Annotated in this window: 21 protein-coding genes and 4 tRNA genes; 13 read left to right on the top strand and 12 right to left on the bottom strand. The window is 38.8% G+C overall.

Annotated features, from left to right (window positions below):
- Positions 1–49: 49 nt before the first annotated feature.
- The 7 genes from AC0UMU_RS00195 to rpsU form a co-directional block, all read right to left on the bottom strand.
- Positions 50–121: transfer RNA gene (locus AC0UMU_RS00195), tRNA-Thr, on the bottom strand.
- Between the two features lie 6 nt (positions 122–127).
- A tRNA-Gly gene (locus AC0UMU_RS00190) sits at positions 128–200 on the bottom strand.
- A 9-nt stretch (positions 201–209) separates the two neighbouring features.
- Positions 210–292, bottom strand: a tRNA-Tyr gene (locus AC0UMU_RS00185).
- Positions 293–303: 11 nt separating this feature from the next.
- A tRNA-Thr gene (locus AC0UMU_RS00180) sits at positions 304–377 on the bottom strand.
- 93 nt (positions 378–470) lie between these two features.
- Entirely contained in the window at positions 471–773 is a 303-nt protein-coding gene (hpf, locus tag AC0UMU_RS00175) for a ribosome hibernation-promoting factor, HPF/YfiA family (RefSeq protein ID WP_009318004.1), read from the bottom strand.
- Entirely contained in the window at positions 763–1,674 is a 912-nt protein-coding gene (locus AC0UMU_RS00170; RefSeq protein WP_278715000.1) for a tyrosine recombinase XerC, read from the bottom strand. Before AC0UMU_RS00170 ends, hpf begins: the two co-directional genes overlap by 11 nt.
- A 73-nt stretch (positions 1,675–1,747) precedes the next feature.
- Complete coding sequence (rpsU, locus tag AC0UMU_RS00165; RefSeq protein WP_009318008.1) at positions 1,748–1,939, bottom strand: 30S ribosomal protein S21; 192 nt, start codon at positions 1,937–1,939, stop codon at positions 1,748–1,750.
- Between the two features lie 307 nt (positions 1,940–2,246).
- On the opposite strand from rpsU, the gene AC0UMU_RS00160 reads away from it, so the two are divergent.
- Both AC0UMU_RS00160 and AC0UMU_RS00155 read left to right on the top strand, forming a co-directional pair.
- Positions 2,247–4,034, top strand: coding sequence for an aminopeptidase P family protein (locus tag AC0UMU_RS00160; protein WP_288639848.1), 1,788 nt, complete (start codon positions 2,247–2,249; stop codon positions 4,032–4,034).
- A gap of 10 nt (positions 4,035–4,044) precedes the next feature.
- Positions 4,045–4,578, top strand: coding sequence for a gamma carbonic anhydrase family protein (locus tag AC0UMU_RS00155; RefSeq protein WP_288639847.1), 534 nt, complete (start codon positions 4,045–4,047; stop codon positions 4,576–4,578).
- Positions 4,579–4,689: 111 nt separating this feature from the next.
- On the opposite strand, the gene radC is transcribed toward AC0UMU_RS00155, so the two are convergent.
- A complete protein-coding gene (gene radC, locus AC0UMU_RS00150) occupies positions 4,690–5,391 on the bottom strand; it encodes a RadC family protein (RefSeq protein WP_022603086.1) in 702 nt (233 codons plus the stop codon).
- A gap of 128 nt (positions 5,392–5,519) precedes the next feature.
- Between radC and AC0UMU_RS00145 the strand changes: the two genes are divergently transcribed.
- Positions 5,520–6,452, top strand: a complete 933-nt coding sequence (locus AC0UMU_RS00145; RefSeq protein WP_009318014.1) for a UDP-glucuronic acid decarboxylase family protein — start codon at positions 5,520–5,522, stop codon at positions 6,450–6,452.
- A gap of 113 nt (positions 6,453–6,565) precedes the next feature.
- Here AC0UMU_RS00145 and AC0UMU_RS00140 read toward each other — a convergent pair whose 3' ends face one another.
- The 4 genes from AC0UMU_RS00140 to efp all read right to left on the bottom strand — a co-directional run bounded on the left by AC0UMU_RS00140 (position 6,566) and on the right by efp (position 11,969).
- Positions 6,566–9,154 (bottom strand): DUF5686 and carboxypeptidase-like regulatory domain-containing protein, encoded by a 2,589-nt coding sequence (locus AC0UMU_RS00140; RefSeq protein ID WP_278715005.1) that lies wholly within the window; start codon positions 9,152–9,154, stop codon positions 6,566–6,568.
- A gap of 198 nt (positions 9,155–9,352) precedes the next feature.
- Positions 9,353–10,351, bottom strand: a complete 999-nt coding sequence (locus tag AC0UMU_RS00135) for a glycosyltransferase family 2 protein (protein ID WP_278715007.1) — start codon at positions 10,349–10,351, stop codon at positions 9,353–9,355.
- 77 nt (positions 10,352–10,428) lie between these two features.
- On the bottom strand, positions 10,429–11,091 hold the full coding sequence (queC, locus tag AC0UMU_RS00130) for a 7-cyano-7-deazaguanine synthase QueC (RefSeq protein ID WP_009318017.1): 663 nt from the start codon (positions 11,089–11,091) through the stop codon (positions 10,429–10,431).
- 314 nt (positions 11,092–11,405) lie between these two features.
- Positions 11,406–11,969, bottom strand: coding sequence for an elongation factor P (gene efp / locus AC0UMU_RS00125; protein WP_009318018.1), 564 nt, complete (start codon positions 11,967–11,969; stop codon positions 11,406–11,408).
- 183 nt (positions 11,970–12,152) lie between these two features.
- Here efp and rpmH point away from each other — a divergent pair, with 183 nt between their 5' ends.
- From rpmH to AC0UMU_RS00075, 10 genes are all read left to right on the top strand, one after another.
- A complete protein-coding gene (rpmH, locus tag AC0UMU_RS00120; protein ID WP_009318019.1) occupies positions 12,153–12,305 on the top strand; it encodes a 50S ribosomal protein L34 in 153 nt (50 codons plus the stop codon).
- Between the two features lie 210 nt (positions 12,306–12,515).
- Positions 12,516–13,649, top strand: a complete 1,134-nt coding sequence (gene mnmA / locus AC0UMU_RS00115) for a tRNA 2-thiouridine(34) synthase MnmA (RefSeq protein ID WP_022603083.1) — start codon at positions 12,516–12,518, stop codon at positions 13,647–13,649.
- A gap of 21 nt (positions 13,650–13,670) precedes the next feature.
- Positions 13,671–15,038, top strand: a complete 1,368-nt coding sequence (xseA, locus tag AC0UMU_RS00110; RefSeq protein ID WP_009318021.1) for an exodeoxyribonuclease VII large subunit — start codon at positions 13,671–13,673, stop codon at positions 15,036–15,038.
- Positions 15,039–15,048: 10 nt separating this feature from the next.
- Positions 15,049–15,252, top strand: coding sequence for an exodeoxyribonuclease VII small subunit (xseB, locus tag AC0UMU_RS00105; RefSeq protein ID WP_009318023.1), 204 nt, complete (start codon positions 15,049–15,051; stop codon positions 15,250–15,252).
- A 97-nt stretch (positions 15,253–15,349) separates the two neighbouring features.
- Positions 15,350–16,867, top strand: a complete 1,518-nt coding sequence (gene gltX / locus AC0UMU_RS00100) for a glutamate--tRNA ligase (RefSeq protein ID WP_009318025.1) — start codon at positions 15,350–15,352, stop codon at positions 16,865–16,867.
- The gene (locus tag AC0UMU_RS00095) at positions 16,864–17,946 is read left to right on the top strand and encodes a lipid A deacylase (RefSeq protein WP_009318026.1); all 1,083 of its coding nucleotides are present in this window, start codon (positions 16,864–16,866) and stop codon (positions 17,944–17,946) included. The genes gltX and AC0UMU_RS00095 overlap by 4 nt, the downstream gene beginning before the upstream one ends.
- Positions 17,947–17,996: 50 nt before the next feature.
- The gene (locus tag AC0UMU_RS00090; RefSeq protein WP_031258960.1) at positions 17,997–19,223 is read left to right on the top strand and encodes a 3-deoxy-D-manno-octulosonic acid transferase; all 1,227 of its coding nucleotides are present in this window, start codon (positions 17,997–17,999) and stop codon (positions 19,221–19,223) included.
- Between the two features lie 238 nt (positions 19,224–19,461).
- Positions 19,462–20,469 carry a phosphate acetyltransferase gene (gene pta, locus AC0UMU_RS00085; protein ID WP_122304625.1) on the top strand — a complete coding sequence of 336 codons (1,008 nt, stop codon included), beginning with the start codon at positions 19,462–19,464 and terminating at the stop codon, positions 20,467–20,469.
- Positions 20,470–20,486: 17 nt separating this feature from the next.
- Positions 20,487–21,689 carry an acetate kinase gene (locus AC0UMU_RS00080; protein ID WP_009318032.1) on the top strand — a complete coding sequence of 401 codons (1,203 nt, stop codon included), beginning with the start codon at positions 20,487–20,489 and terminating at the stop codon, positions 21,687–21,689.
- Between the two features lie 201 nt (positions 21,690–21,890).
- Positions 21,891–22,973, top strand: a complete 1,083-nt coding sequence (locus AC0UMU_RS00075; protein WP_288639846.1) for a phosphotransferase enzyme family protein — start codon at positions 21,891–21,893, stop codon at positions 22,971–22,973.
- Positions 22,974–23,004 lie beyond the last annotated feature (31 nt).

The raw sequence follows: 23,004 nt of genomic DNA, 5'->3' as shown, positions 1-23,004 counted from the left end.
AACTTAACTTGTTATTTATTTTTGATTAATGATTAGCATTCAAAACAAGAGCCGATGACGGGACTTGAACCCGTGACCTCTTCCTTACCAAGGAAGTGCTCTACCGCTGAGCTACATTGGCATTTAGAGCGGGAAACGGGACTCAAACCCGCGACCCTCAGCTTGGAAGGCTAATGCTCTATCAACTGAGCTATTCCCGCAATAAATCGTGGGCGAAGATGGATTCGAACCACCGAAGTCGTAAGACAGCAGATTTACAGTCTGCCCCATTTGGCCACTCTGGTATTCGCCCTAAAATTATTGAGCCGATGGAGGGATTCGAACCCACGACCCCGAGATTACAAATCACGTGCTCTGGCCAACTGAGCTACATCGGCAAATTGCACCCATCAACGTCACCGTCAATCCAATGCGAAACGGGTGCAAATTTAGCGATAAATTTTAAACTACAAAAATATTAGACTCTTTTTTTATTTAGCTCTCATTTTTTCTTTCATTTTCTGCAACTGCTTTACCAAAGCGTCTACAGCCACATCTACAGCTTCCTCAAACGTATCTGCAACTTTACTTGAGAAAATGTCGTCAGACTTCGGAACCAACAATTTGATAGAAGCCTCTTTATTTTGAGCGGTCTCGGGCTTAACAACTTTCAAAACAACTTCTGCGGACATAATATCGTCACAGTACTGACCCAATTTCGCTACTTTTTTCTGAATAAAACTTTCGAGCTGTGCCGAAGCATCAAAATGAATCGATTGAATACTAATTTTCATAACGCCCTCCTTTTTTTTCGGCTCGAGGATGAGCCTGTTTATAACTTTGTTTTAATTCTTCGAACGTAATATGCGTATACACTTCCGTCGAAGCTAAAGAACTATGCCCAAGCAACTCTTTTATACTGTTCAATTCCGCCCCGTTGTTCAACATTGCCGAAGCAAATGTGTGACGCAACACATGGGGACTTTTTTTGGCCAACGTACTTACCATATTCAAATAACGAGTCACGATCCTGTATACAAGCTCAGGATAAAGAGACTGCCCATCTTCTTTTACAAAAAAAGTCTTATGTTCCCCCTTCACATCTCTGTCCCTAACACTTCGGTACCCCTCTATCTGAATACGGAGTTCCTTCCCAAAAGGAATAATCCGTTGTTTATTACGCTTCCCTGTAACCTTCATCGCAGACATATAAATATCCACATCCGCATCCTGTAGCCCAATCAACTCTCCGCGACGAATACCGGTAGAATAAAACATATTTATAATCAACTTATCCCTAACACCTCGAAAGTTATCTCCGAAATCAATACCGTCCAACAGCAAATCCATCTCTTCTTCTTTTAAAAAAGCAGGTAATGGTTTACTAATCTTAGGCAACTGAATATTCTGTATAGGCGTAAAAGGAATAATTCCCTCTTTGACCAAAAATTTAAAGAACGAACGCAATGTAGAGACTTTACGACTAATAGACCGAGGCGTCCTCCCCTTTTCAACCAAATACACAATCCAATTTCGAACCAGATCCCGATCTACAGATTTGGGAGAAAACCTTTCGGACTTACAAGTAAAATAATAGTCTACAAACTGCAATAAATCATTTCTATAAGACAGAACGGTATGGGAAGAAAAGTTCTTCTCATACCGAATATATCTTAGAAATGATTCAATACACATAAAGAGCGTAGCTTTTGACTTACGCTACGAATGTAAAAAAAAGAATTCAATCTTCCAACTAAAGAGAATGTTTTTATTCCTCTACTTGTTGCAATTTCTGAATATAAATGGCGCGCATTATTTTTTTACGATTAGCAACCGAAGGTTTTTCAAATGCCTGTCTGTTTCTAAGTTCTTTAATCACACCGGTTTTCTCAAATTTTCTTTTGAATTTCTTCAATGCCTTTTCAATGTTTTCGCCTTCTTTTACTGGAACTACTATCATATTTTTTATAATTAAAAGATTTTATCATCTAAAAACGCGGTGCAAAATTAAACATTGTTTCTTGATAAACAAACCTTTCGATATTATTTTCACCGTCTAGAGTCCTTTTTTACATTTTTTGCACCATTAAAAAACTATTTATAAAGACATCTACGACAATTGATTCTCTAAAAAATATACACATTCTGTTTTTTCATTTCTAAATATTAAATCATACCTTTGTATGCAAGTGGTTAATCATTTATATATCTATATATCAATTAAAAAAATGACCCATATTAATTTCAAGGAATAAAACTTACCGAATATGACTAAAAATCCAACTTTAAAACGAGTAAAAGCTCTTCGGCAAATAATGAACGAACGGCAAATATCGGCTTTTATCATTCCGGGAACCGATCCCCACTTAAGCGAATACAGTGCAGACCATTGGAAAGCTCGCGGATGGATATCAGGATTCAACGGATCGGCCGGGACTGCTGTCGTAACAGAAAAGCAGGCCGGGCTATGGACAGATTCCCGTTATTTCCTCCAAGCAGGAATTCAACTTGAAAGAAGCGATTTCATCCTTTTTAAAGATGGGCTGCCCGAAACTCCATCAATTCAAAAATGGCTGGTCGATACATTACCTTCAGGGTCTGTAATCGGAATAGACGGATCGATGTTTTCGTACAGCGAAGCTCAACAATTAAAACACTATTTCGAAGATAAAGGATTTTCTCTAATCTCAGATTTCACTCCATTCGAGAAAATATGGAATGGCCGACCTTCAATTCCGAACGATCCTATATTCGTGTATCCTGAGAAATATAGCGGGGAATCTACCGAAAGCAAAATATCCAGAATATTAAATAAGATAAAAGCAGAAGGCGCTAATGCCATCCTGTTAGCAGCATTAGATGAAATTGCTTGGTTTTTAAATATTAGAGGAACGGATGTTCCGTGCAATCCTGTAGGAATTTGTTTCTCTTATATCTCGGAAAAAGAACGGATATTATTTGTCAATGCCCAAAAGATCAATAAAGACACGGCTGAATACCTACAAGAAAACGACATTAAAATCGCCCAATACGAAAAAATTTATGATTTTTTAAAAAACCGTTCCGGATCGGAAACTATATTTATAGACCCTCGAAAGATCAATTATAGTCTGGTCAATGCTATCTCAAGCGGACAAAAAATCATTTTCGGCAATTCCCCTATTACTTGGGAAAAAAGCTTGAAAAATAAAACCGAAATAGCGGGATTTAAAGATGCGATGATACGAGACGGAGTCGCATTAGTTCATTTTTTCCGGTGGTTAGAATCTCATGTGAAAGACGGGAATGTTACAGAAATCACAATCAGCGAGAAACTAAGAGAATATCGTTCCCTGCAAGCCCTTTACGTTGGAGAAAGTTTTTCCACAATAGCAGGGTTCAATGCTCACGGAGCCATTGTGCATTATAGCGCTACTCCCGAAACAAATGCAACTCTGAAACCGGAAGGCTTCCTATTAATAGACTCCGGAGCTCAGTATCTCGACGGAACAACCGATATTACCCGCACTATTGCTTTGGGAAAACTGAGTGCAAAACAAAAAAGAGATTTCACATTAGTGTTAAAAGGCCATATCGGCATTGCGACATGTCGGTTTCCTCAAGGAACAAGAGGTGCACAAATAGATATTCTGGCAAGACGATTTCTTTGGAACGAAGGGCAGAATTATCTTCACGGGACGGGTCATGGCATCGGACATTTTCTTAATGTGCACGAAGGTCCTCAAAACATCCGCTTAGAAGAGAATCCCACACCTTTGACTCCGGGTATGGTTACATCTAATGAACCGGGTGTTTACATTGCCGGAGAATACGGTATTCGCACCGAAAACTTAACTTTGGTCGTTGAAGATCGTGAAACAGATTTCGGTAAGTTCTACAAATTCGAGACACTTACGCTTTTCCCGATAGATAAGAATGCCATAGACAAAGCTTTATTAACAAAGGAAGAAATAGAATGGCTGGATAACTACCATCAAACTGTATTCGAAAAACTGAGTCCGGCATTGGACAGTGAAGCAAAAGAATGGTTGAAAAAAGCAACAGATAAACTTTAAAAATCAGACTATGGCTCTTATAAAAAGCGTTCGGGGGTACACCCCCAAAATCGGAAACAATTGTTTCTTAGCAGATAATGCGACCCTTATAGGCGATGTTGTTTTAGGCAACGATTGCAGTATATGGTTCAACGCGGTTTTACGGGGAGACGTAAATTCCATTCATATCGGTAACCGGGTAAATATTCAAGACGGATCGGTACTTCACACTCTTTACCAAAAATCGACAATAGAAATCGGGAATGACGTCTCAATCGGACACAACGTCACCATACACGGAGCTACGATAAAAGACGGTGCTCTTATAGGTATGGGATCGGTGATACTCGATCATGCCATAGTGGGCGAAGGAGCTATTGTCGCCGCAGGGTCTGTTGTCTTAAGCAAAACAGAAATAAAACCGGGTGAATTATGGGGAGGTGCACCCGCTAAATTTATAAAAATGGTAGATACTGAACAATCAAAAGAAATCAATCAAAAAATTGCAAAAAATTACTTGATGTATTCTGATTGGTATAAAACCGACGGGCAATCAAACAAGTAATCATTATCAATAGCCTGTTTTTAAGACTCTGTCTGAACTAAAACCTTAAAAACAGGCTACTTTTCGTTTTTTAGAAGATCTCCTGCTTCTCTTTCTAGAATACAGAATACTTTATAAACGTCCTTCATCAGCAAAACTATAATACCCGCTTTCACAAATAATCAGATGGTCGAGAACCCGAATATCTAAAAAAGACGCTGCAGAAACAATCTTAGCAGTCAACTCATAATCCGCCTGACTCGGAGTAGCATTGTTAGAAGGGTGATTGTGGCATAACATTATCGAGGATGCTTGCTGCAAAATCGCAGGTTTAAGAACCAATTTGACATCGACCAAGGTTGCAGCCGTTCCTCCTTGACTGATACGGATAATATCCAAAACCGTATTAGCTGCATTTAACAGCACAATCCAAAATTCTTCCTGAGGCAAGTCTACCATAGACGCATACATCAAATCATAAACATCCCTGCTACAAGTTATCTTGCGCCTTGTCAAGACATCCTCACTTTTCCTCCTACGCCCTAATTCTAATGCAGCAATAATGCTGATAGCTTTAGCTTCTCCTATACCCTCAAATTGTCCGGTAAGGTCTTGTACAGAAACTTTTCCCAAACGGTTCAGACTATTCCCCATATTATTCAAAATACGTTGCGATAATTCCACCGCAGTTTCCCTCCTATTTCCCGAACCTATCAAAATTGCGATCAGTTCGGCATTCGATAATGAGCGAATGCCCTTTAAAAGCATTTTTTCCCGAGGTCTATCTTCCAAAGCCCAATCGGTTATCACCATTTTATCTCTCATTTTCATCATATAGCAATAATAAATCAGAAACGAATATAGCCCTTTTTATATTCGTTCAAAAGAATCCGGAAATAAATTTCGGTCATACATATTTTTTTACGACATTTGCTCTTAAGACTTATTCAATAACACCTTTTATGAAAAAGAGAATATTAGTTACCGGAGGAGCCGGATTCATCGGTTCTCACTTATGTGAACGACTTTTAGACGAAGGCAATGAAGTAATATGTCTGGATAACTTTTTTACAGGGAGTAAAGAAAATATCGTTCATTTATTGAAAAATCCCTATTTCGAAGTCATTCGCCACGACATCACAACGCCTTATTATCTCGAAACCGACCAAATATACAATCTGGCTTGTCCGGCATCTCCCATACATTACCAATATGACCCTATTCAAACAATAAAAGCTTCTATATTAGGCTCTATAAATGTATTGGGAATTGCAAAAAAGACCGGAGCACGGGTCTTACAAGCCTCTACAAGCGAAGTTTACGGAGATCCCCAAATACATCCGCAAGTAGAAAGTTATTGGGGAAATGTCAATCCTATTGGTATTCGTTCTTGTTATGATGAAGGTAAACGTTGTGCCGAAACCTTATTTATGGATTATCACAGATGTAACAATGTGGATATTCGTATAATCCGTATATTCAACACCTACGGACCGAATATGCACCCGCAAGACGGTCGAGTAGTTTCTAATTTTATCGTCCAAGCTTTACAAGGAAAAGATTTGACAATTTACGGAAACGGATTGCAAACCCGCAGTTTTCAATACGTAAGCGATTTGGTAGAAGGCATGATTCGAATGATGGAAAATGAAAACTTTATCGGACCTGTCAATCTTGGAAATCCGGGAGAATTTACTATGCTCGAATTAGCAGAAAAGGTCATTCGCCTCACCGGGTCGAAATCAAAACTGGTATTCATGCCTCTTCCGGCAGATGACCCTACTCAAAGAAAACCCGATATCTCTTTGGCCAAAGAAAAGCTGAAGTGGGAACCGACAATTGCTTTAGAAGATGGTCTAAAAGAAACTATCGAATACTTCAAACGAATTCTATAACCCAAAGAATCTACATAGTAAAATCCCGAAAACATGAAATCCTCTCAAACGGAATGAATTCATTAATTCGGGATTTTTTATAATCGGATTCATACCGGCTCAGACCAACGCCCCTAAAATGTAAATCTCATGGAGAAACGGACTCCGTGTTTATTGATATGAGGATGATCCCGATAGGTCAGACGCCAGACATAATCAAGTCGAAGAAACTTAAAAATATTTTCTATTCCCACTCCGGCTTCCATATAAGGCATTTTCCCCATTACATAACTGCCTTCAGGGAATACGAACAATCCGTTTTCAGCTGTCGGGATATTTTTCTTACTCAAATCCCCATACCATCCTCGAAATGTTCCGACTTCTCTCCATTGCAGTTTTTTTAAGAACGGTATCCGATTGAATATCCAACCATTGGCATAATAGGTAACATCCCACGATACATATTGGTCATTCAAAAATTCCATGGCATTCATCTGGGTAAACGATTCCGGCTGAATCGTATATGAAAGATTCGCATTCGGAATAAGCAATAACGGGAACGGAACTTTATCCCAAACTTTTCCTGCCCGTAATATCACATCGGTATAACCGAATGCAGAAAACCAAAATCGTTTCTGAAACCCGAATTCCGTACAATTATACGAGTAATCACTACCCATCACTCCTTTATGCGCAACGATATGAGATAAAGTAAAAACCGGCATATCCAACGAAACCGGATAACGATATGATTTACTTTGATAATATTTTTCATTCGGTGCATATCGCAACCGCACCTCCAACTCTCCCATAGAATAGTCTTTCACCGGAGTATATTCTCCCTCTATCTCACTCATTTTCAAAAACGGGACAAAATTCGGCGTCGCATACTGAGTACGATAACGCAAAATTGCCTTATAAGAAAACCCCGAGTAAAATTCACGTGTATATTCCAAACGGGCATCTCGCAAATAGGTCACCCGACTATCTCTCTTACGTTTTACCGAAAGAAACACATTATCTTTATTCGTATATAAATAATGTTGTCCCAACTGATCTATATCATAATTATACGAGGCTTTCAGAGAATGTATAGGGAACTCATTCTGATGTTCCTTCTTCCGCAAAAATGAATATTCGACTTCAGCTAAATATTTCAATTTCTTATCTTTAGTTCCGTATGCCAAATAAGCTTTACCAAACCAATGCGGATTCAAATTCGCTGTAGTCATCCCGCCGACCCTAAATCGAGCACCCTCTAACGAGTTTCCACTGATTGTCGTATTCATCGGTCCTAAATCAATAAGATTTTTCTCTTTTCGGGTCGGTATATATCCTGCAACTAAAGCACCGATAACTTTCTCCGTATAATAAAAAGCCGGATAAGACCTCAACTGCGTCATCATTCGAGCAACGAGATTCTCCTTTCCCTGTAAAGGTTCATGCCGACGTTCTTTCCAAAAATCCTCTTTCCTCGACTCTGCTCCGTCTGCCAACTTTTCCTTTTCGGAAATACTAAATATCGACATATCTTCAGGAGGATCAAAGCTCTGGTCTTTAAATGTAACTAGCCTTCGAGCATGTATTCCGCTTTTACTGTTCGATTTTAATTTAAAATCCGTAGTCAAGAAATCCCTTTGAACCAGACGTGTCCCATCAGGAGCTCGCGTATAACTCTGGTCAATTTCCATATCCTCTACAAAATTCAGATTGATATTTGTCGATAAAAGCAAACGGGCTCTTTTTACAAACCATGTGGAATCTAAAGTTACCCACATCTGCCCGACAAATCCGAAAGATTCGGAATTAGCAGGAGCAAAAGACAATATCGCGCAGGAATCTCCCTCCAAAACCACTGTATCCGCCAAATAATATTTATAGAAAGATGGTCCTATTGACGATAAAGGACTTACAAATTTATTCGTAAACAAGGAAATATTATTTTTAAATAAGTCGACGTCCTTAAATGTCTCGTTCATCATCGCTTCCATACCTTGGGGAGATATAACCTCATCCATTCCAGAATGTTTTTTCCCCAGAATTATTGTTTTCTCGGTATGAGGAGATTTACGGAAATAGATTGTCTCGAGCTTTTCCCGTTCCGAAATATTCAATACCGGTTTCCGGGAAATATCGGACGAGTCTATATAAGCCGACAAGAAATCATACTTTTTCCCGGCAATTTTATTATTCTTAAAGTCATTTAAAGCAAAGGTAACCTTTTCATATCTCTCATAAGAATAATAATCATGTTGTCTTGGATCATTCTTCTCATTAGCTGCCATAACATTTTTCACAAAATCTACCGCAGGATTCCCTTTCCGTTTATACCGCTCTTTTTTGGGACGAACAACAACTTCCTTCAACTGATAGTCGGCCGGTCTCATTTGTATCTGCAAAGTCGTATTACTCCCCGACGTAAGTTTTACGGTTTTCTCAACATAACCGATAGCAGAAATAACAATTTCAGTAGATACTGAAGGACGTTTCAACACAAATCGACCGTCATCATCACTCCTTGTACCTGTTCCCGTACTTTTTACATACACAGAAGCATAGGAAACCGGTTCTCCGGAAATAGAATCGGTCACATATCCCGTCACGGTCTTCTGCGCTTGTACCGATACACCGAACAGCAGAAGAAACAACGTAACCAGATACGTGCGAATATTATCACAAAAAGATGAAAAACAAAAACCTCGAAACCTATTTAACCTTTCCATTTAAAACCATCTTTTTATCTTTTTCACCAACTCGGGCAAAGATAGAACAACAGATAGATATAAAAAAAGTTCTCTTTATCGCATTTAATAGTCCAAAAGCGACATTTTCAATAGAGATAAAGGGAATATTTGGAAAGAATAGGCGAAATAAATATCATTTTAAACATTAGCAGATAAAAAAACGAATATGTAATCTTCTTATTTCTTCTTATATAATCTCTCAAGGTCTGCATTCAGGTCTCCTGTCTGACGAAAAACTACTTTTTTAATAAATGCACTTAAAAAACCAATACCATATCCGCCTAACTGTATGATACTTGTCAAAACCGACAAACCCGCAATCCGTAAACTATGATTACAAACCAATGATTCAAAAAACAGAGCCAAAAAATATACAATCAACGGGAGTAACGCCCATATACAGAAAAATGACAATAAGATCAATATCAACGATCCAAGTACAAATACCGCAGGTAAAAGATGAACGATCTTTAACGACTCCGGATGAAGCAAATATAAGTCAACACGAGCTCTCCCGAATACCGAAACCTGTCGATAAAACGATCGGAAACTCACACGACGTTTATGATATACAAATGCATCCCGAATCAGAACCGTATGAAAACCAGCTTTTTGAATTCGTAAACTCAAATCGATATCCTCGCCGAACATATCTTTAAAACCTCCCACTCGCTTATACACCTCTTTAGAGAAGCCCATATTAAATGTCCTCGGGGTAAACTTTTCCATACCCTTTTTCCCACCTCGAATACCTCCTGTAGTAAAAAATGAAGTCATAGAATAGCTGATCGCCTTTTGCAAATTACTAAAAGAAGTATGTGCCGCATCAGGCCCGCCGAAACAATCGACATAATCTTCCTCCAAGCGAGCTTTGACAATCTCGAAATAACGCTCGGGAATGATACAATCAGAATCAAAAAAAATCAAATATTCTCCCGAGGCTCTTTCCATTCCATAATTCCGAGTAAGACTACGCCCCGAATTTTCTTTATAGAAATAACAGATATTCAGATCTTTGTCAAACTCCTGAGCTACCGTATCACACCGATTGACAGAACCATCCTCAATTAAAAGAACCTCAAAATCTTTTAATGTCTGTTTGCTCAGACTTTCTAATAATTCCCGAACTTCATCCGGACGGTTATAAACCGGTATGATAACTGAAAAATACGGCATAGCATTATCTGTATTATGAGAAAGGACAAAGGTATGTATTTTTTAGTTTTATGTTAAAAAAACTCCTGAAATTATTTCTATCCGTTACGATGTTTCAAATACAAATCCAAACCGTGTTTCCGTAATTTACAAGCAGGGCATTCTCCGCAGCCATCAGCAGGGATACCGTTATAACAGGTCAATGTCTCATTCCGAACCAGATCGAAAACTCCTAATTCATCAGACAATCTCCATACGGACTCTTTATCTCTCCACATCAACGGAGTATGTATTTCAAAATGCGCATCCATCGCTAAATTAAGAGAGACGTTCAAAGATCGGACAAATGTATCCCGACAATCAGGATAACCGCTAAAATCAGCTTGTGACACACCCGTCACTAAATGCCGTATTCCTTTTTGAAATGCCTTAATAGCTGCAAATGTCAAAAAAACCATGTTGCGCCCAGGCACAAACGTATTCGGATAAGAATCTTCAGGCTTTTCTTTGTCCATTACCATACTGGAGTCTGTCAACGAATTATGGGTCAACTGACCTATCAAAGAAACATCAAGGACTTCAAACGGAACACCTGCTTCTGCCGCAATTTTACGGGCTACATCTACCTCTTTCACATGTTTCTGACCATAAATAAAACAGACAGCCTCGACCGATTCAAAATGCGACAACGCCCAAAACAGACAAGTAGTAGAATCCTGCCCTCCGGAAAAACAAACCAACGCAGTTTCTTTTTGCTTCATAACTTCTTATTGAATTTTAAAATAAAAACAGATTATATTCTTCCGGGATTATACGGACACGAGAAAGGAGTTCTTGTTTTTAACGTGGTAGCAAGCACACGGAAGATTTATATTCAGGGCACAAAAGTATAAAATTTTCTATACATTTTTATACAAGTCCCTGTTTTTGACACACAATCTAAGAAACTTTTGAGATTCTTCGAAAAAGTCTTTTCGTCCAAGTTTTTATATTTTCCATTTGTCTCAACAAAAAAAACGATCCGGGACTTTTCACTACCGGATCGTTGCAATAATATATTAAATCTTTCTCAGACTTAACGGACACGTTCCATATATTCCCCTGTTCTCGTATCGATACGAATCGTTTCACCTGTATTAATGAACAAAGGAACACGGACTTCAGCACCGGTTTCTACGGTAGCCGGCTTTAAAGTATTCGTTGCAGTATCTCCTTTAATTCCCGGTTCGGTATAGGTAACTTGAAGTTCCACTTTTACCGGAAGCTCTGCAAACAATACCGTTTCGGTAGATGCATCCGAAACAACTTCTATCACCATTCCTTCTTTCAAGAAGTCAACGCCGGTAATAAGATCCTTATCGATAGTAACATCATCCCACGTTTCCTGATTCAGAAAATGATAATGATCTCCTTCATTGTAAGAAAACTGGAACGGACGGCGTTCTACACGAACATCTTCCAGTTTTTCACCGATATTAAAACGACGGTCAAGAACGCGTCCGCTTACTACCTCTTTCAGTTTGGTACGCATGAATGTATTTCCCTTTCCGGGTTTCACATGAAGAAATTCGATACAGTAGTACAATTTACCGTCTAAACGGATGCATGTTCCGTTCTTGATGTCTTGTGCATTAATCATATTTTTATCTATTTGAAATTATTGTTCGATTATGGACACTGATTTCCGGGTACAAAAATAATCTAAATCAGAAAAAAACGCAAAAGTTTTGTCTAAAAACCATTTATCCTTTGGTTTATTAAAAAAAAGTATCTATTTTTGCAGTCCGAATTTTGAAATAATAACGATAAAAAATATACGGCAATGAAAAGAACATTTCAACCTTCAAACAGAAAAAGAAAAAATAAACACGGTTTCCGTTCGAGAATGGCTACCGCAAACGGACGTCGCGTATTAGCTGCCCGTCGTGCTAAAGGCAGAAAAAAATTGACAGTATCTGACGAATATAACGGATAAACAATATTTTAAGGGAACTTCTCTTAAAAGGAAATTCTATTTTTAGACTTCTCCTAAAAACGCAACAGATTGTTTTTAATCTGTTGCGTTTTTTTGTAGAGTAAAAAATCATTTTATCCTTCTCTTCTTTTTATCTTTATAGTAAAGAAGATTCCAAGAGTTGTTTAAAGTTTTCTATTTTTGCATATTACAATTCCATAAAGATTAAATATGGCAACAAAACTTTCTGAAAAGAAAAAAGTATTAGTCGGGATGAGCGGAGGAATAGACAGTTCCGCCGTATGTATGCTGTTACAAGACCAAGGATACGAGGTTTTGGGAATAACACTGCGAATGTGGGATATTCCTTCTCATTTTTCCACTCCCGGACAAAAAGAACCCGACCACGTATTAGAAGCACGATCTTTAGCAGAAAGACTCGCCATCCCGCATTATACACTCGATGTAAGAGACGAATTCAGAAAAACGGTCGTACAATCTTTTATCGATGAATATCTACGAGCACGCACTCCTAATCCTTGTGTCATGTGTAATCTTTATTTCAAATGGAAATATCTGCTTGATGAGGCCGATCGGTTAGAATGTGATTACATCGCTACCGGACATTATGCACGCATAACCCAAAATATGAATAGGTATATTCTCGAAAAAGGCTTAGACCCGAAAAAAGATCAGTCATATTTTCTATGGAGACTCGGACAGAAAGAACTCTCCCGAACATTATTTCCTTTAGGAAATATCACAAAAGAAGAAATAAAAACATACGTTCTTCAAAAAGGGTTCAAAGAAAAAGTCGAAAAAAAAGAGAGCATGGAAGTATGCTTTATAGAGAATGACTATCGAGATTTTCTCTTGCAACAAATCCCTAACCTGAATGAAGTTATCGGCAAAGGTTTTTTCGTCGATAAGAAAGGAAAAAAGTTGGGACTGCATAAAGGCTTTCCGTTTTATACAATAGGCCAGAGAAAAGGTTTGGAAATAGCTCTCGGACATCCGGCCTATGTAATAAAAATAAATCCGTATAAAAATACGATCAGATTAGGTGATAAAGAAGATCTGCTGACTACCGAGATGCTTGTAGAATCTCCCGTTATAAACATCCCTATCGATCAAATATCCGACAGAGAGATTCAAATACGAATCCGTTACCGGAGTCCGGCAATTCGGGGAACTCTATTTTTTACAGATGACAACTATATAGTCGTTAAATTCAAAGAGCCTGTATCTGCCGTAACTCCAGGACAATCTGCAGTATTCTATTCCGGCAATCAGGTGATCGGCGGTGGAATAATTTCGGACCAACATAACTTAAAAAAACATACTCAGAATAAAACACAAGTCTGACATTTACAAAGCTTATATAATATGGCCATTCAAGATATATCTTTACACGAACTGAATTCTATGATTCGGGAAACACTGAATGACGGATTTCCTGAACGATACTGGGTCTCTGCCGAAATAAGCGAAGCAAGAGAAAATTATTCGGGACATTGTTATCTTGAATTTGCCGAAAAAGACAGTCGTTCAGGCCAAATTATTGCAAAGGCAAAAGGAATAATCTGGGCTTCTACATTCCTGATGTTGAAGCCTTATTTTGAAGAACAAACCGGAGAAATATTCAGAGCCGGTATAAAAGTTCTGGTTCAGGTCAGTATAGACTTTCATGAATTATACGGACTCACTTTGACCGTACATGATATAGACCCTTCATATACGTTAGGAGATATAGCTCGTCACAGAGCAGAGATTCTACGTCAATTGTCCGATGAAGGAGTAATCGACATGAATAAAGAACTGACATGGGCTTTTCCTCCACAACGGATTGCCGTAATATCCTCTCGAACGGCAGCAGGATATGGAGACTTTACAAACCAATTAAAGAACAATACCGAAGGGTATGTTTTTTATACCGTTCTCTTTCAAGCCGTCATGCAAGGCAATCAAGCAGAATCTTCCATTATCGCCGCATTAGAAAAAATTTATGAACAAGCGGATAATTTCGACGGTGTAGTCATTATCAGAGGTGGAGGAGCAACTTCAGAATTAAGCTGTTTCGATAGTTATTTGTTAGCTCAGCATATTGCTCAATTCCCGTTACCGATATTGACGGGTATAGGACACGATCGGGACGAAACCGTTATCGACAAAGTCGCTAACACACGAGTAAAAACACCCACCGCTGCTGCTGAATGGTTAATTTCCCAGACACAAAAGGCCGATGAACAACGAATATATCTTCGTGATACCATCGCTTTTCTATTGCAACAACGCATACTTAAAGAAGAAAAACTTCTCTCTACTGTCACTCAAGGAATCCCTCGTCTGCTCGATCAGCAAGTACAGGCAGAAAAAAACAGAATTCAAAAAATACAACAGGCTGTTATCCAGAAATCAAGCGAACAATTATTTAAGGAAAGAATCCATATTAATAACCTCTCTGTATTATTACCAAGAATCATCGAAAAATCTTTACCGCAGGAACGGTCGAAATTATCTCGGCTCGAACTTTTTCTTCGCCAAGCGATTTCTTATAAGATAAAAACAGAAAAACAGCATCTCGATATTCTCGGTAAAACAATAGATTTAACATCACCGGAACATATATTAAAACAGGGGTATAGCCTCACTTTAAAGTCAGGGAAAGTAATTCGCAGTATTTTAGAATTGCATCCGGGAGATAAAATCACAACCCTTTTCAAAGATGGAGAAAAAGAATCTATAATTATTTAAACTACAAAATATGGCTGAAAAGAAAAAACAAACTTATGCTCAAGCAATCGCCGAGCTCGAAGAAATTGTCGCCAAGCTGCAGAATAATGAATGTGAAATCGACGAACTGAAAACTTATACAAACCGGTCACTTTCTTTATTAAAATTCTGTAAAGATAAACTATTCGAAACAGATGAAGAAATAAAAAAAATGTTGGAAGAGCTCGATTCATAATATAGGAAATGCAAACTCAACAGTCTTTGCTATAATAAAGTATAGGAAATCAAAAAAAAGAGTTAATTTTGTCCCCTGATTTCAAAAAAACGATACTATGCCCGAAAGAAAAGTAAGAGTACGATTTGCTCCCAGTCCTACAGGAGCACTACATATCGGTGGAGTAAGAACCGCCCTTTATAATTATCTGTTTGCCAAACAGCACAATGGAGATATGATTCTTCGAATCGAAGATACCGACTCTCAACGATTTGTTCCCGGGGCTGAAGCTTATATCATAGAAGCTCTCGAATGGTTAGGAATAAAATTCGATGAGGGGGTCGGCTATGGAGGAAATCATGCCCCTTACCGCCAATCGGAACGTAAAGACATCTACCGGAAGTATGTAGAGCAACTTCTCTCTGACGGGAAAGCATATATAGCTTTTGATACGCCTGAAGAACTGGAAGCCAAAAGAAAAGAAATCCCGAACTTCCAATATGATGCTTCGACTCGGATGCAGATGCGGAACTCCCTGACGCTTCCGAAAGAAGAAATCGACAGACTGATCGCTGAGGGGAAACAATATGTTGTACGGTTCAAAGTAGAACCCGGAGAAGATGTTCACGTCAATGACCTTATACGAGGAGAAGTTATCATCAACTCATCTATTTTAGATGACAAGGTTCTATATAAATCGGCCGATAACTTGCCGACTTATCACCTCGCCAATATCGTCGATGACCATTTAATGGAAATTTCCCATGTCATACGCGGAGAAGAATGGCTACCGTCAGCGCCTCTGCATGTTTTATTATACAGAGCCTTCGGGTGGAAAGACTCCATGCCTGAATTCGCACATTTGTCTTTACTGCTGAAACCCGACGGAAATGGAAAACTGAGCAAACGTGACGGAGATCGTCTGGGATTTCCTGTTTTCCCGCTCGAATGGCATGATCCCAAAACCGGAGAGGTATCATCTGGTTATCGTGAAGCAGGATATCTGCCCGAAGCCGTAATAAATTTCCTTGCTCTATTGGGATGGAATCCTGGAAATGACCAAGAAATTCTTTCTATGGACGACTTGATCAAATTGTTTTCTCTTGAAAAATGCAGTAAAAACGGGGCAAAATTCGATTTCGAAAAAGGAAAATGGTTTAATCACAAATATATACAAAATAAAAGTAACGAAGAACTTACTGAATTATTCCTGCCGATTTTACAGGAAAAAGGGATATCTGCCGATCCTGCCAAAACAGCCAAAATCATAGGATTGGTAAAAGATCGTATCTCTTTTGTCAAAGAACTTTGGGCTCAAACTTCTTATTTCTTCATTGCTCCGGAAAGTTATGAAGAGAAGTCGGTAAAAAAACGATGGAAAGAAGATACCCCCGAGCGAATGAAAGAGTTGATCGAGATTCTCGAAAACATAACAGACTTTGCTTCGGAAGACACCGAAAAAATCGTGTTAGGTTGGATCACCGAAAACAATTATCACATGGGAAATGTCATGAATGCATTCAGACTGGCCGTAGTGGGTGAATGTAAAGGCCCTCACATGTTTGACATCACGACCATATTGGGAAAAGAAGAAACCATCAAACGGATAAAAAAAGCCATAGAAGTTCTCCAATGAAACACGTTAAACGGAGTTTGATATTAACCATATTATCAGTCTTATCTTCAGGGATAATGGCTCAAGATATACTATGGGATGTCGATCTGACCGGATTTTTCGATAACCGAGAGTATAAATATCCGGGACAAACGTCACAGACATTTTTCGGAACCAGACTCTCACCGGAAATCGGGATAGGCGTTCTCAACAACAAACACCGGATTATGGTAGGCGGCAGCTGGATACAGCCGATGGGAGCAAAAAAAGACGAAGGCTCTCTTGACCTGACCGCATATTATCATTATGAAAGCCCCAAATTCAAGATGTCTTTCGGATCATTTGCCCGTACTCAACTGATAGAAACCCTTCCGGCATTTCTCCAATACGATTCTTTAACGATTTTTCGTCCGAATATCACAGGAGCTCTATTTCAATATATCGGACATAAAGGATACGGAGAAATCTATATAGACTGGCGGCAAATGCAAACCGAAAAACGTAGAGAAGCCTTTATTATAGTCGGAAGCGGACGTTGGCAACCCGGTATATTCTATGCCGGAGGAAACATCGTCATGAACCATCTTGCCCGCTCGAAAAATGCAACGGAAGGACAATCGGTTACCGATGATATGGTCGTACATCCTTATGTAGGACTAAACTTGACTCGGTTTGTCTCCCCTTTAGATTCTCTGACCATTCAATGCGGATACTTACTGAGCTTAGAACGCAATCGGGGTATAGGCACTTGGCATCATCCTCAAGGTATTACAGCGGAGATGCTGGCAGAATGGCGCTTTATCGGATTAAAAAACACATTCTATGCCGGAGGCAATCAACAGCCGTTTTATCCCCAGTTAGGTAGTCAGCTAAATCAAGGAGACCCCTTCTATCAGGCTAAATTATATAACCGTACCGACATCTATTTCTATTTTTTCCGAAACAGATTCGTAAATTGCATGGCATCGGTCAATTTCCATACGACACGCTCTCATGTAGACCTTCAACAACAATTAATCGTAAGATTCAATCTAAACAATGAAAGTTGGAAAAAAAGGAATGAACCGTCAGGAAAAAATCGATTGAAAAATATTTTATAATTCCATAAACACAAACTCCTTTCAAAGAAGTCTATTTCGTAATCATGAACATACTTTATAATTTCGGCATTTATACATACAAACAACTTGTCAACATTGCATCTTTTCGCAATCTCAAAGCTCGCAAGATGAAACAGGGACATAAAGAAATATTTCATTATCTTGCACAAAATGCCGATCCAGAAGGAGGATATATATGGATACACGCATCTTCACTCGGTGAGTTCGAACAAGGACGCCCTATAATCGAGGCAATAAAAGCTCATTATCCGGAACAAAAAATAGCCATAACCTTTTTCTCTCCATCCGGTTATGAAGTCAGGAAAAATTATTCTAAAGCAGACCTGATCTGCTATCTCCCTTTTGATCTGCCTAATAACGTCAACCGCTTTCTAAATATATTGAAACCCAAGCAAGCTATATTTATCAAATATGAATTCTGGGGAAATTATCTGAATGCTCTTGCAAAAAGAAATATTCCTACATACATTATTTCAGCGATATTCAGGCCTTCACAAATATTTTTTAGACCTTACGGCGGCTATTTCAGAAAAATATTGCAAAATTTTGAACACTTATACGTTCAAGATGAAAACTCAAAAAAACTTCTTAAAGACATAGGAATAACCAAAGTTTCGGTAACAGGCGATACCCGTTTCGACCGCGTTTTAGAGATCCGCAGCCAAGCTAAAGAACTTCCCCTTATCGAACAATTTTCAAAAGAGAAATTTACCCTGATCGCCGGGAGTTCATGGCCGAAAGACGAGGAAATATTCATAGACTATTTCAACCGGCATCCCGAGATGAAACTTATCATCGCACCTCACGAAATACATGAAGAACATATACAATTCATTCTATCTCGTTTAAACCGGACTACTATTCGGTATACACAGGCTGATGAAAAAAATATACAAAAAGCCGACTGCATTATCATAGACTGCTTCGGCCTGCTTTCCTCGATCTATCGTTACGGTCAAGTAGCTTATGTCGGAGGAGGATTCGGTGCAGGAATACATAATGTTCCGGAAGCTGCCGTATATAGTATTCCCGTCATTTTCGGGCCTAACCATAAAAAATTTAAGGAAGCTAAAGAACTCATTATTGCCGGAGGAGGATTCAGTATATCCAAATCAGAAGACTTCAAACTTGTGATGGACAGACTTCTTAAAAATAAAGAATTTTTATCTAAAGCAGGGATTACTGCGGGACAATATATTCAAAATAACTCCGGAGCTTCAAAAAAAATATTGAAAGAACTCTATCCTGAAATATAGAGTTCGCATCCATTTCATCTCAACACCCAAAATCTGAAACATTACATTTCTTATTTTCACACGACCTTATATCAATAATTTTATAAAAAAACTTAAAACCCTATTTTTAAACATATTTGTCATATAGAGATATGTTTTTTTATTCAAAATTGCTATCTCTATATAGCATTTTTTCGTATTTTTGCACCGTATTCAAGATGCAAATTCAAATAAACCAACTTTATACTTCCTGACAACAATGGAATTAATGAATCAAATTATTGCGCGTGCTAAAGCTGATATGCAACGCATCGTTCTTCCGGAAGGAACTGAAGAACGGACTTTGAAGGCAGCAGATAAACTTATCGCTGACAAAGTAGCTCACATTACTTTAATCGGTAATCCTGCCGATATTATGGCTTTAGCCGAAAAGCACGGATTGCAAAACATCGGAAACGCAATTATTGTAGATCCGAAAAATCATGAAAGAAAAGAAGAATATGCCAACCTGTTATTCGAGCTCCGCAAAAAGAAAGGAATGACAGAAGAACAAGCTGCAAAACAAGTTGAAGATCCGCTTTTCCTTGCTGCATTGATGATCAAAAGCGGCCATGCGGACGGAGAAGTCGCCGGAGCACAAAATACCACAGGCAATGTTTTACGCGCAGCATTCCAAATCGTAAAAACAGCTCCCGGAGTCAGTGTTGTATCGGGAGCTTTCCTAATGTTCCTGCCGAACAAAAACTACGGAGAAAATGGTATTATGGTATTCGCCGATTGTGCCGTATTACCTAATCCCAATGCCGAAGAGCTCGCCCAAATAGCAGTTTCGACAGGACACACGACCCGAACTCTTGCCGGATTTGAACCTCGCATAGCCATGTTGAGCTTCTCTACCAAAGGCAGTGCAAAACATGAAATGGTAGATAAAGTAGTAGAAGCCACCCGTATCGCAAAAGAAATGGACTCTTCGTTAAAAATAGACGGAGAATTACAAGCCGATGCAGCAATCGTTCCCGCAGTAGGAATGTCTAAAGCTCCGGGTAGTGAGATAGCAGGAAATGCCAATGTCCTCGTATTTCCTTCTTTAGAGACAGGAAATATTACCTATAAACTCGTACAGCGTCTTGCCGGAGCAGAAGCTGTCGGACCGATTCTTCAAGGTATTGCCGCACCGATTAATGACCTGTCACGCGGATGTTCTGTCGAAGACATCTATAAAATGGTAGCTATCACAGCCAACCAAGCTATTGGAATGAAAAAATAACCTATAAATCAAAGGAAATGAAAGTTTTAGTTCTGAACTGCGGTTCATCATCTATCAAATACAAACTATTCGATACCCAGAGCAAGGATATTCTCGCTCAAGGAGGAATCGAAAAAATAGGATTAAAAGGTTCTTTTTTAAAATTCACACTTCCTTCCGGAGAAAAAGTTATTCTTGAAAAGGATATTCCCGAACATACTGTAGGTATTGAATTTATATTGGAAACCCTTTCCGGTGCAAAATACGGCTGTATAAAATCGCTCGATGAAATAGAAGCTGTCGGTCACCGAGTAGTACACGGCGGAGAAAAATTCAACCAATCGGTATTGATCGATAAAGAAGTCAAAGCAAAAATCATCGAGTGTATAGACATCGCTCCATTGCACAATCCGGCAAATCTCAAAGGTATCGATGCGGTAGAAAAGATACTACCCAAAGTACCTCAAGTAGCGGTATTCGACACAGCATTCCATCAAACCATGCCTAAGCATGCATATATGTATGCCCTTCCGTACGAAATGTATGAAAAATACGGTATCCGACGCTACGGATTCCACGGAACCAGTCACCGTTATGTATCTCGTCGAGCATGTGAATTTTTAGGAGTTCCTTACGAAAATCAACGCATCATTACTTGCCATATCGGTAATGGAGGTTCTATCACAGCAATAAAAGACGGTAAATCAATAGATACGTCTATGGGACTTACTCCGGTAGAAGGCTTGATGATGGGAACACGATGTGGAGATGTAGACGCCGGAGCTCTATCTTTTATTATGGAAAAGGAAAATCTCGATGCACACGGACTTTCTACATTGGTCAACAAAAAAAGCGGTGTAATGGGAATATCCGGTGTTTCATCCGATATGCGTGAAATAGAGGCTGCAATAGCTCAAGGCAATGAACGGGCAAAACTTGCTCTACAGATGTATGATTACCGAATTGCAAAATATATAGGAGCTTATACAGCAGTGTTAGGTGGAGTAGACATTATCGTATTCACAGGAGGTGTCGGAGAAAACCAAACCGTAACTCGTGCGACAGTGTGCCGTCAACTCGAATTTATGGGTGTGAAAATCGATGAAGAATTGAATAGTACTATTCACGGAAAAGAAGCGGATTTATCAGCCCCTGAATCGAAAGTAAAAGTCGTTGTAATTCCTACAGACGAAGAATACATGATCGCATCCGATACACAAGCAATTCTCTCAAACCGTTAATTATAAAAACTACTGTAAAAAAACTGTGGCTTTTTATAGAGTCACAGTTTTTTTATTCTCTTTACTTTCATCAATAGCAAGATCGAGGTCAATATTTTTTTCGATGTTCTACAACAATATATTGACCGAAAACTTTGGATTTTCAGCATTTTATCCTTAATTTGCAAGTCATATTTATAATCCAAATACAAATAATATATCATGACTAACCTGACCGAAATTGTGGACAAATTCCGTATTGACGGTATTGTAAAAAGTATTGATCCCCTAGGAAGCGGATTAATTAACGATACTTACAAAATAACGACACAATCGTCTGACACGGACGACTACGTTCTTCAACGGATCAACCATGCTATTTTTAAAGATGTAGATCTTTTACAAAAAAACATTGTTGCCATAACCGACCACATCCGCAAAAAACTGACTGAAAAAGGAGAAACGGATATCAAACGCAAAGCACTACAAGTTATTCCGACTAAGGATGGAAAACTGTATTATTTCGATGGAAACAACTATTGGAGAATTACAGTATTAATTCCTCAATCAAAAACTTATGAAACCGTAAATCCAGAGTTCTCCTATTATACAGGCAAAGCATTCGGAGAATTTCAAGCAATGCTCGTCGATCTTCCAGAACCTTTAGGCGAGACAATCCCCAAATTCCATAATATGGAATTCCGACTTGAAAGTTTCAAGGAAGCCATCGCTTCAAATAAATCGGGTCGTTTGGAAAAAGTTCAATGGATGGTAGATGAGCTGCTAAAACGAAGTGATGAAATGTGCAAAGCCGAACGTCTTTACAGAGAAGGGAAACTTCCCAAAAGAATTACTCATTGCGACACGAAAGTCAACAATATGTTATTCGATGAAAACGGGAAAGTACTTTGTGTTATCGACCTTGACACTACAATGCCGGGATTTGTACTTTCCGATTTCGGAGATTTTATCCGTACGGCCGGAAATACCGGGAAAGAAGATGACGAAAATCTGGATCATGTCAATCTCAATATGGATATTTTCAGAGCTTTTGCCAAAGGATATATCGAAAGTGCCCGGACATTCTTACTCCCGATAGAAATCGAAAATCTTCCATACGGTGCCAAATTACTGACCTATATGCAAACCGTACGCTTCCTTACCGATTATATAGATGGGGACTGCTACTACAAGATACAATATCCCGAACATAACTGGCAACGGACTCAAGCTCAGTTTAAACTATTACAGAGTATAGAAGAGCATGAAAAAGAGATGCAAAGTTATATACAAAGCCTGATTTAAAAGATACGATAAATCACCCGATAAAAAAGAG

This window comes from Coprobacter fastidiosus (assembly GCF_982245605.1).
Note: the sequence above shows the minus strand (reverse complement) of the source record. Positions and strands in the feature narration are given on the sequence as shown.

What these genes read in the sequence shown, in the direction of transcription:
- AC0UMU_RS00155 (WP_288639847.1), top strand. Translation starts at nt 4,045, where the DNA reads ATGGCTCTTATAAAAAGCGTTCGGGGGTACACCCCCAAAATCGGAAAC.
- AC0UMU_RS00140 (WP_278715005.1), bottom strand. Translation starts at nt 9,154, where the DNA reads ATGGAAAGGTTAAATAGGTTTCGAGGTTTTTGTTTTTCATCTTTTTGT.
- rpmH (WP_009318019.1), top strand. Translation starts at nt 12,153, where the DNA reads ATGAAAAGAACATTTCAACCTTCAAACAGAAAAAGAAAAAATAAACAC.
- AC0UMU_RS00135 (WP_278715007.1), bottom strand. Translation starts at nt 10,351, where the DNA reads ATGCCGTATTTTTCAGTTATCATACCGGTTTATAACCGTCCGGATGAA.
- queC (WP_009318017.1), bottom strand. Translation starts at nt 11,091, where the DNA reads ATGAAGCAAAAAGAAACTGCGTTGGTTTGTTTTTCCGGAGGGCAGGAT.
- AC0UMU_RS00080 (WP_009318032.1), top strand. Translation starts at nt 20,487, where the DNA reads ATGAAAGTTTTAGTTCTGAACTGCGGTTCATCATCTATCAAATACAAA.
- AC0UMU_RS00075 (WP_288639846.1), top strand. Translation starts at nt 21,891, where the DNA reads ATGACTAACCTGACCGAAATTGTGGACAAATTCCGTATTGACGGTATT.
- xseB (WP_009318023.1), top strand. Translation starts at nt 15,049, where the DNA reads ATGGCTGAAAAGAAAAAACAAACTTATGCTCAAGCAATCGCCGAGCTC.
- AC0UMU_RS00145 (WP_009318014.1), top strand. Translation starts at nt 5,520, where the DNA reads ATGAAAAAGAGAATATTAGTTACCGGAGGAGCCGGATTCATCGGTTCT.
- AC0UMU_RS00095 (WP_009318026.1), top strand. Translation starts at nt 16,864, where the DNA reads ATGAAACACGTTAAACGGAGTTTGATATTAACCATATTATCAGTCTTA.
- xseA (WP_009318021.1), top strand. Translation starts at nt 13,671, where the DNA reads ATGGCCATTCAAGATATATCTTTACACGAACTGAATTCTATGATTCGG.
- hpf (WP_009318004.1), bottom strand. Translation starts at nt 773, where the DNA reads ATGAAAATTAGTATTCAATCGATTCATTTTGATGCTTCGGCACAGCTC.
- radC (WP_022603086.1), bottom strand. Translation starts at nt 5,391, where the DNA reads ATGATGAAAATGAGAGATAAAATGGTGATAACCGATTGGGCTTTGGAA.
- gltX (WP_009318025.1), top strand. Translation starts at nt 15,350, where the DNA reads ATGCCCGAAAGAAAAGTAAGAGTACGATTTGCTCCCAGTCCTACAGGA.
- rpsU (WP_009318008.1), bottom strand. Translation starts at nt 1,939, where the DNA reads ATGATAGTAGTTCCAGTAAAAGAAGGCGAAAACATTGAAAAGGCATTG.
- pta (WP_122304625.1), top strand. Translation starts at nt 19,462, where the DNA reads ATGGAATTAATGAATCAAATTATTGCGCGTGCTAAAGCTGATATGCAA.
- AC0UMU_RS00170 (WP_278715000.1), bottom strand. Translation starts at nt 1,674, where the DNA reads ATGTGTATTGAATCATTTCTAAGATATATTCGGTATGAGAAGAACTTT.
- AC0UMU_RS00160 (WP_288639848.1), top strand. Translation starts at nt 2,247, where the DNA reads ATGACTAAAAATCCAACTTTAAAACGAGTAAAAGCTCTTCGGCAAATA.
- efp (WP_009318018.1), bottom strand. Translation starts at nt 11,969, where the DNA reads ATGATTAATGCACAAGACATCAAGAACGGAACATGCATCCGTTTAGAC.
- mnmA (WP_022603083.1), top strand. Translation starts at nt 12,516, where the DNA reads ATGGCAACAAAACTTTCTGAAAAGAAAAAAGTATTAGTCGGGATGAGC.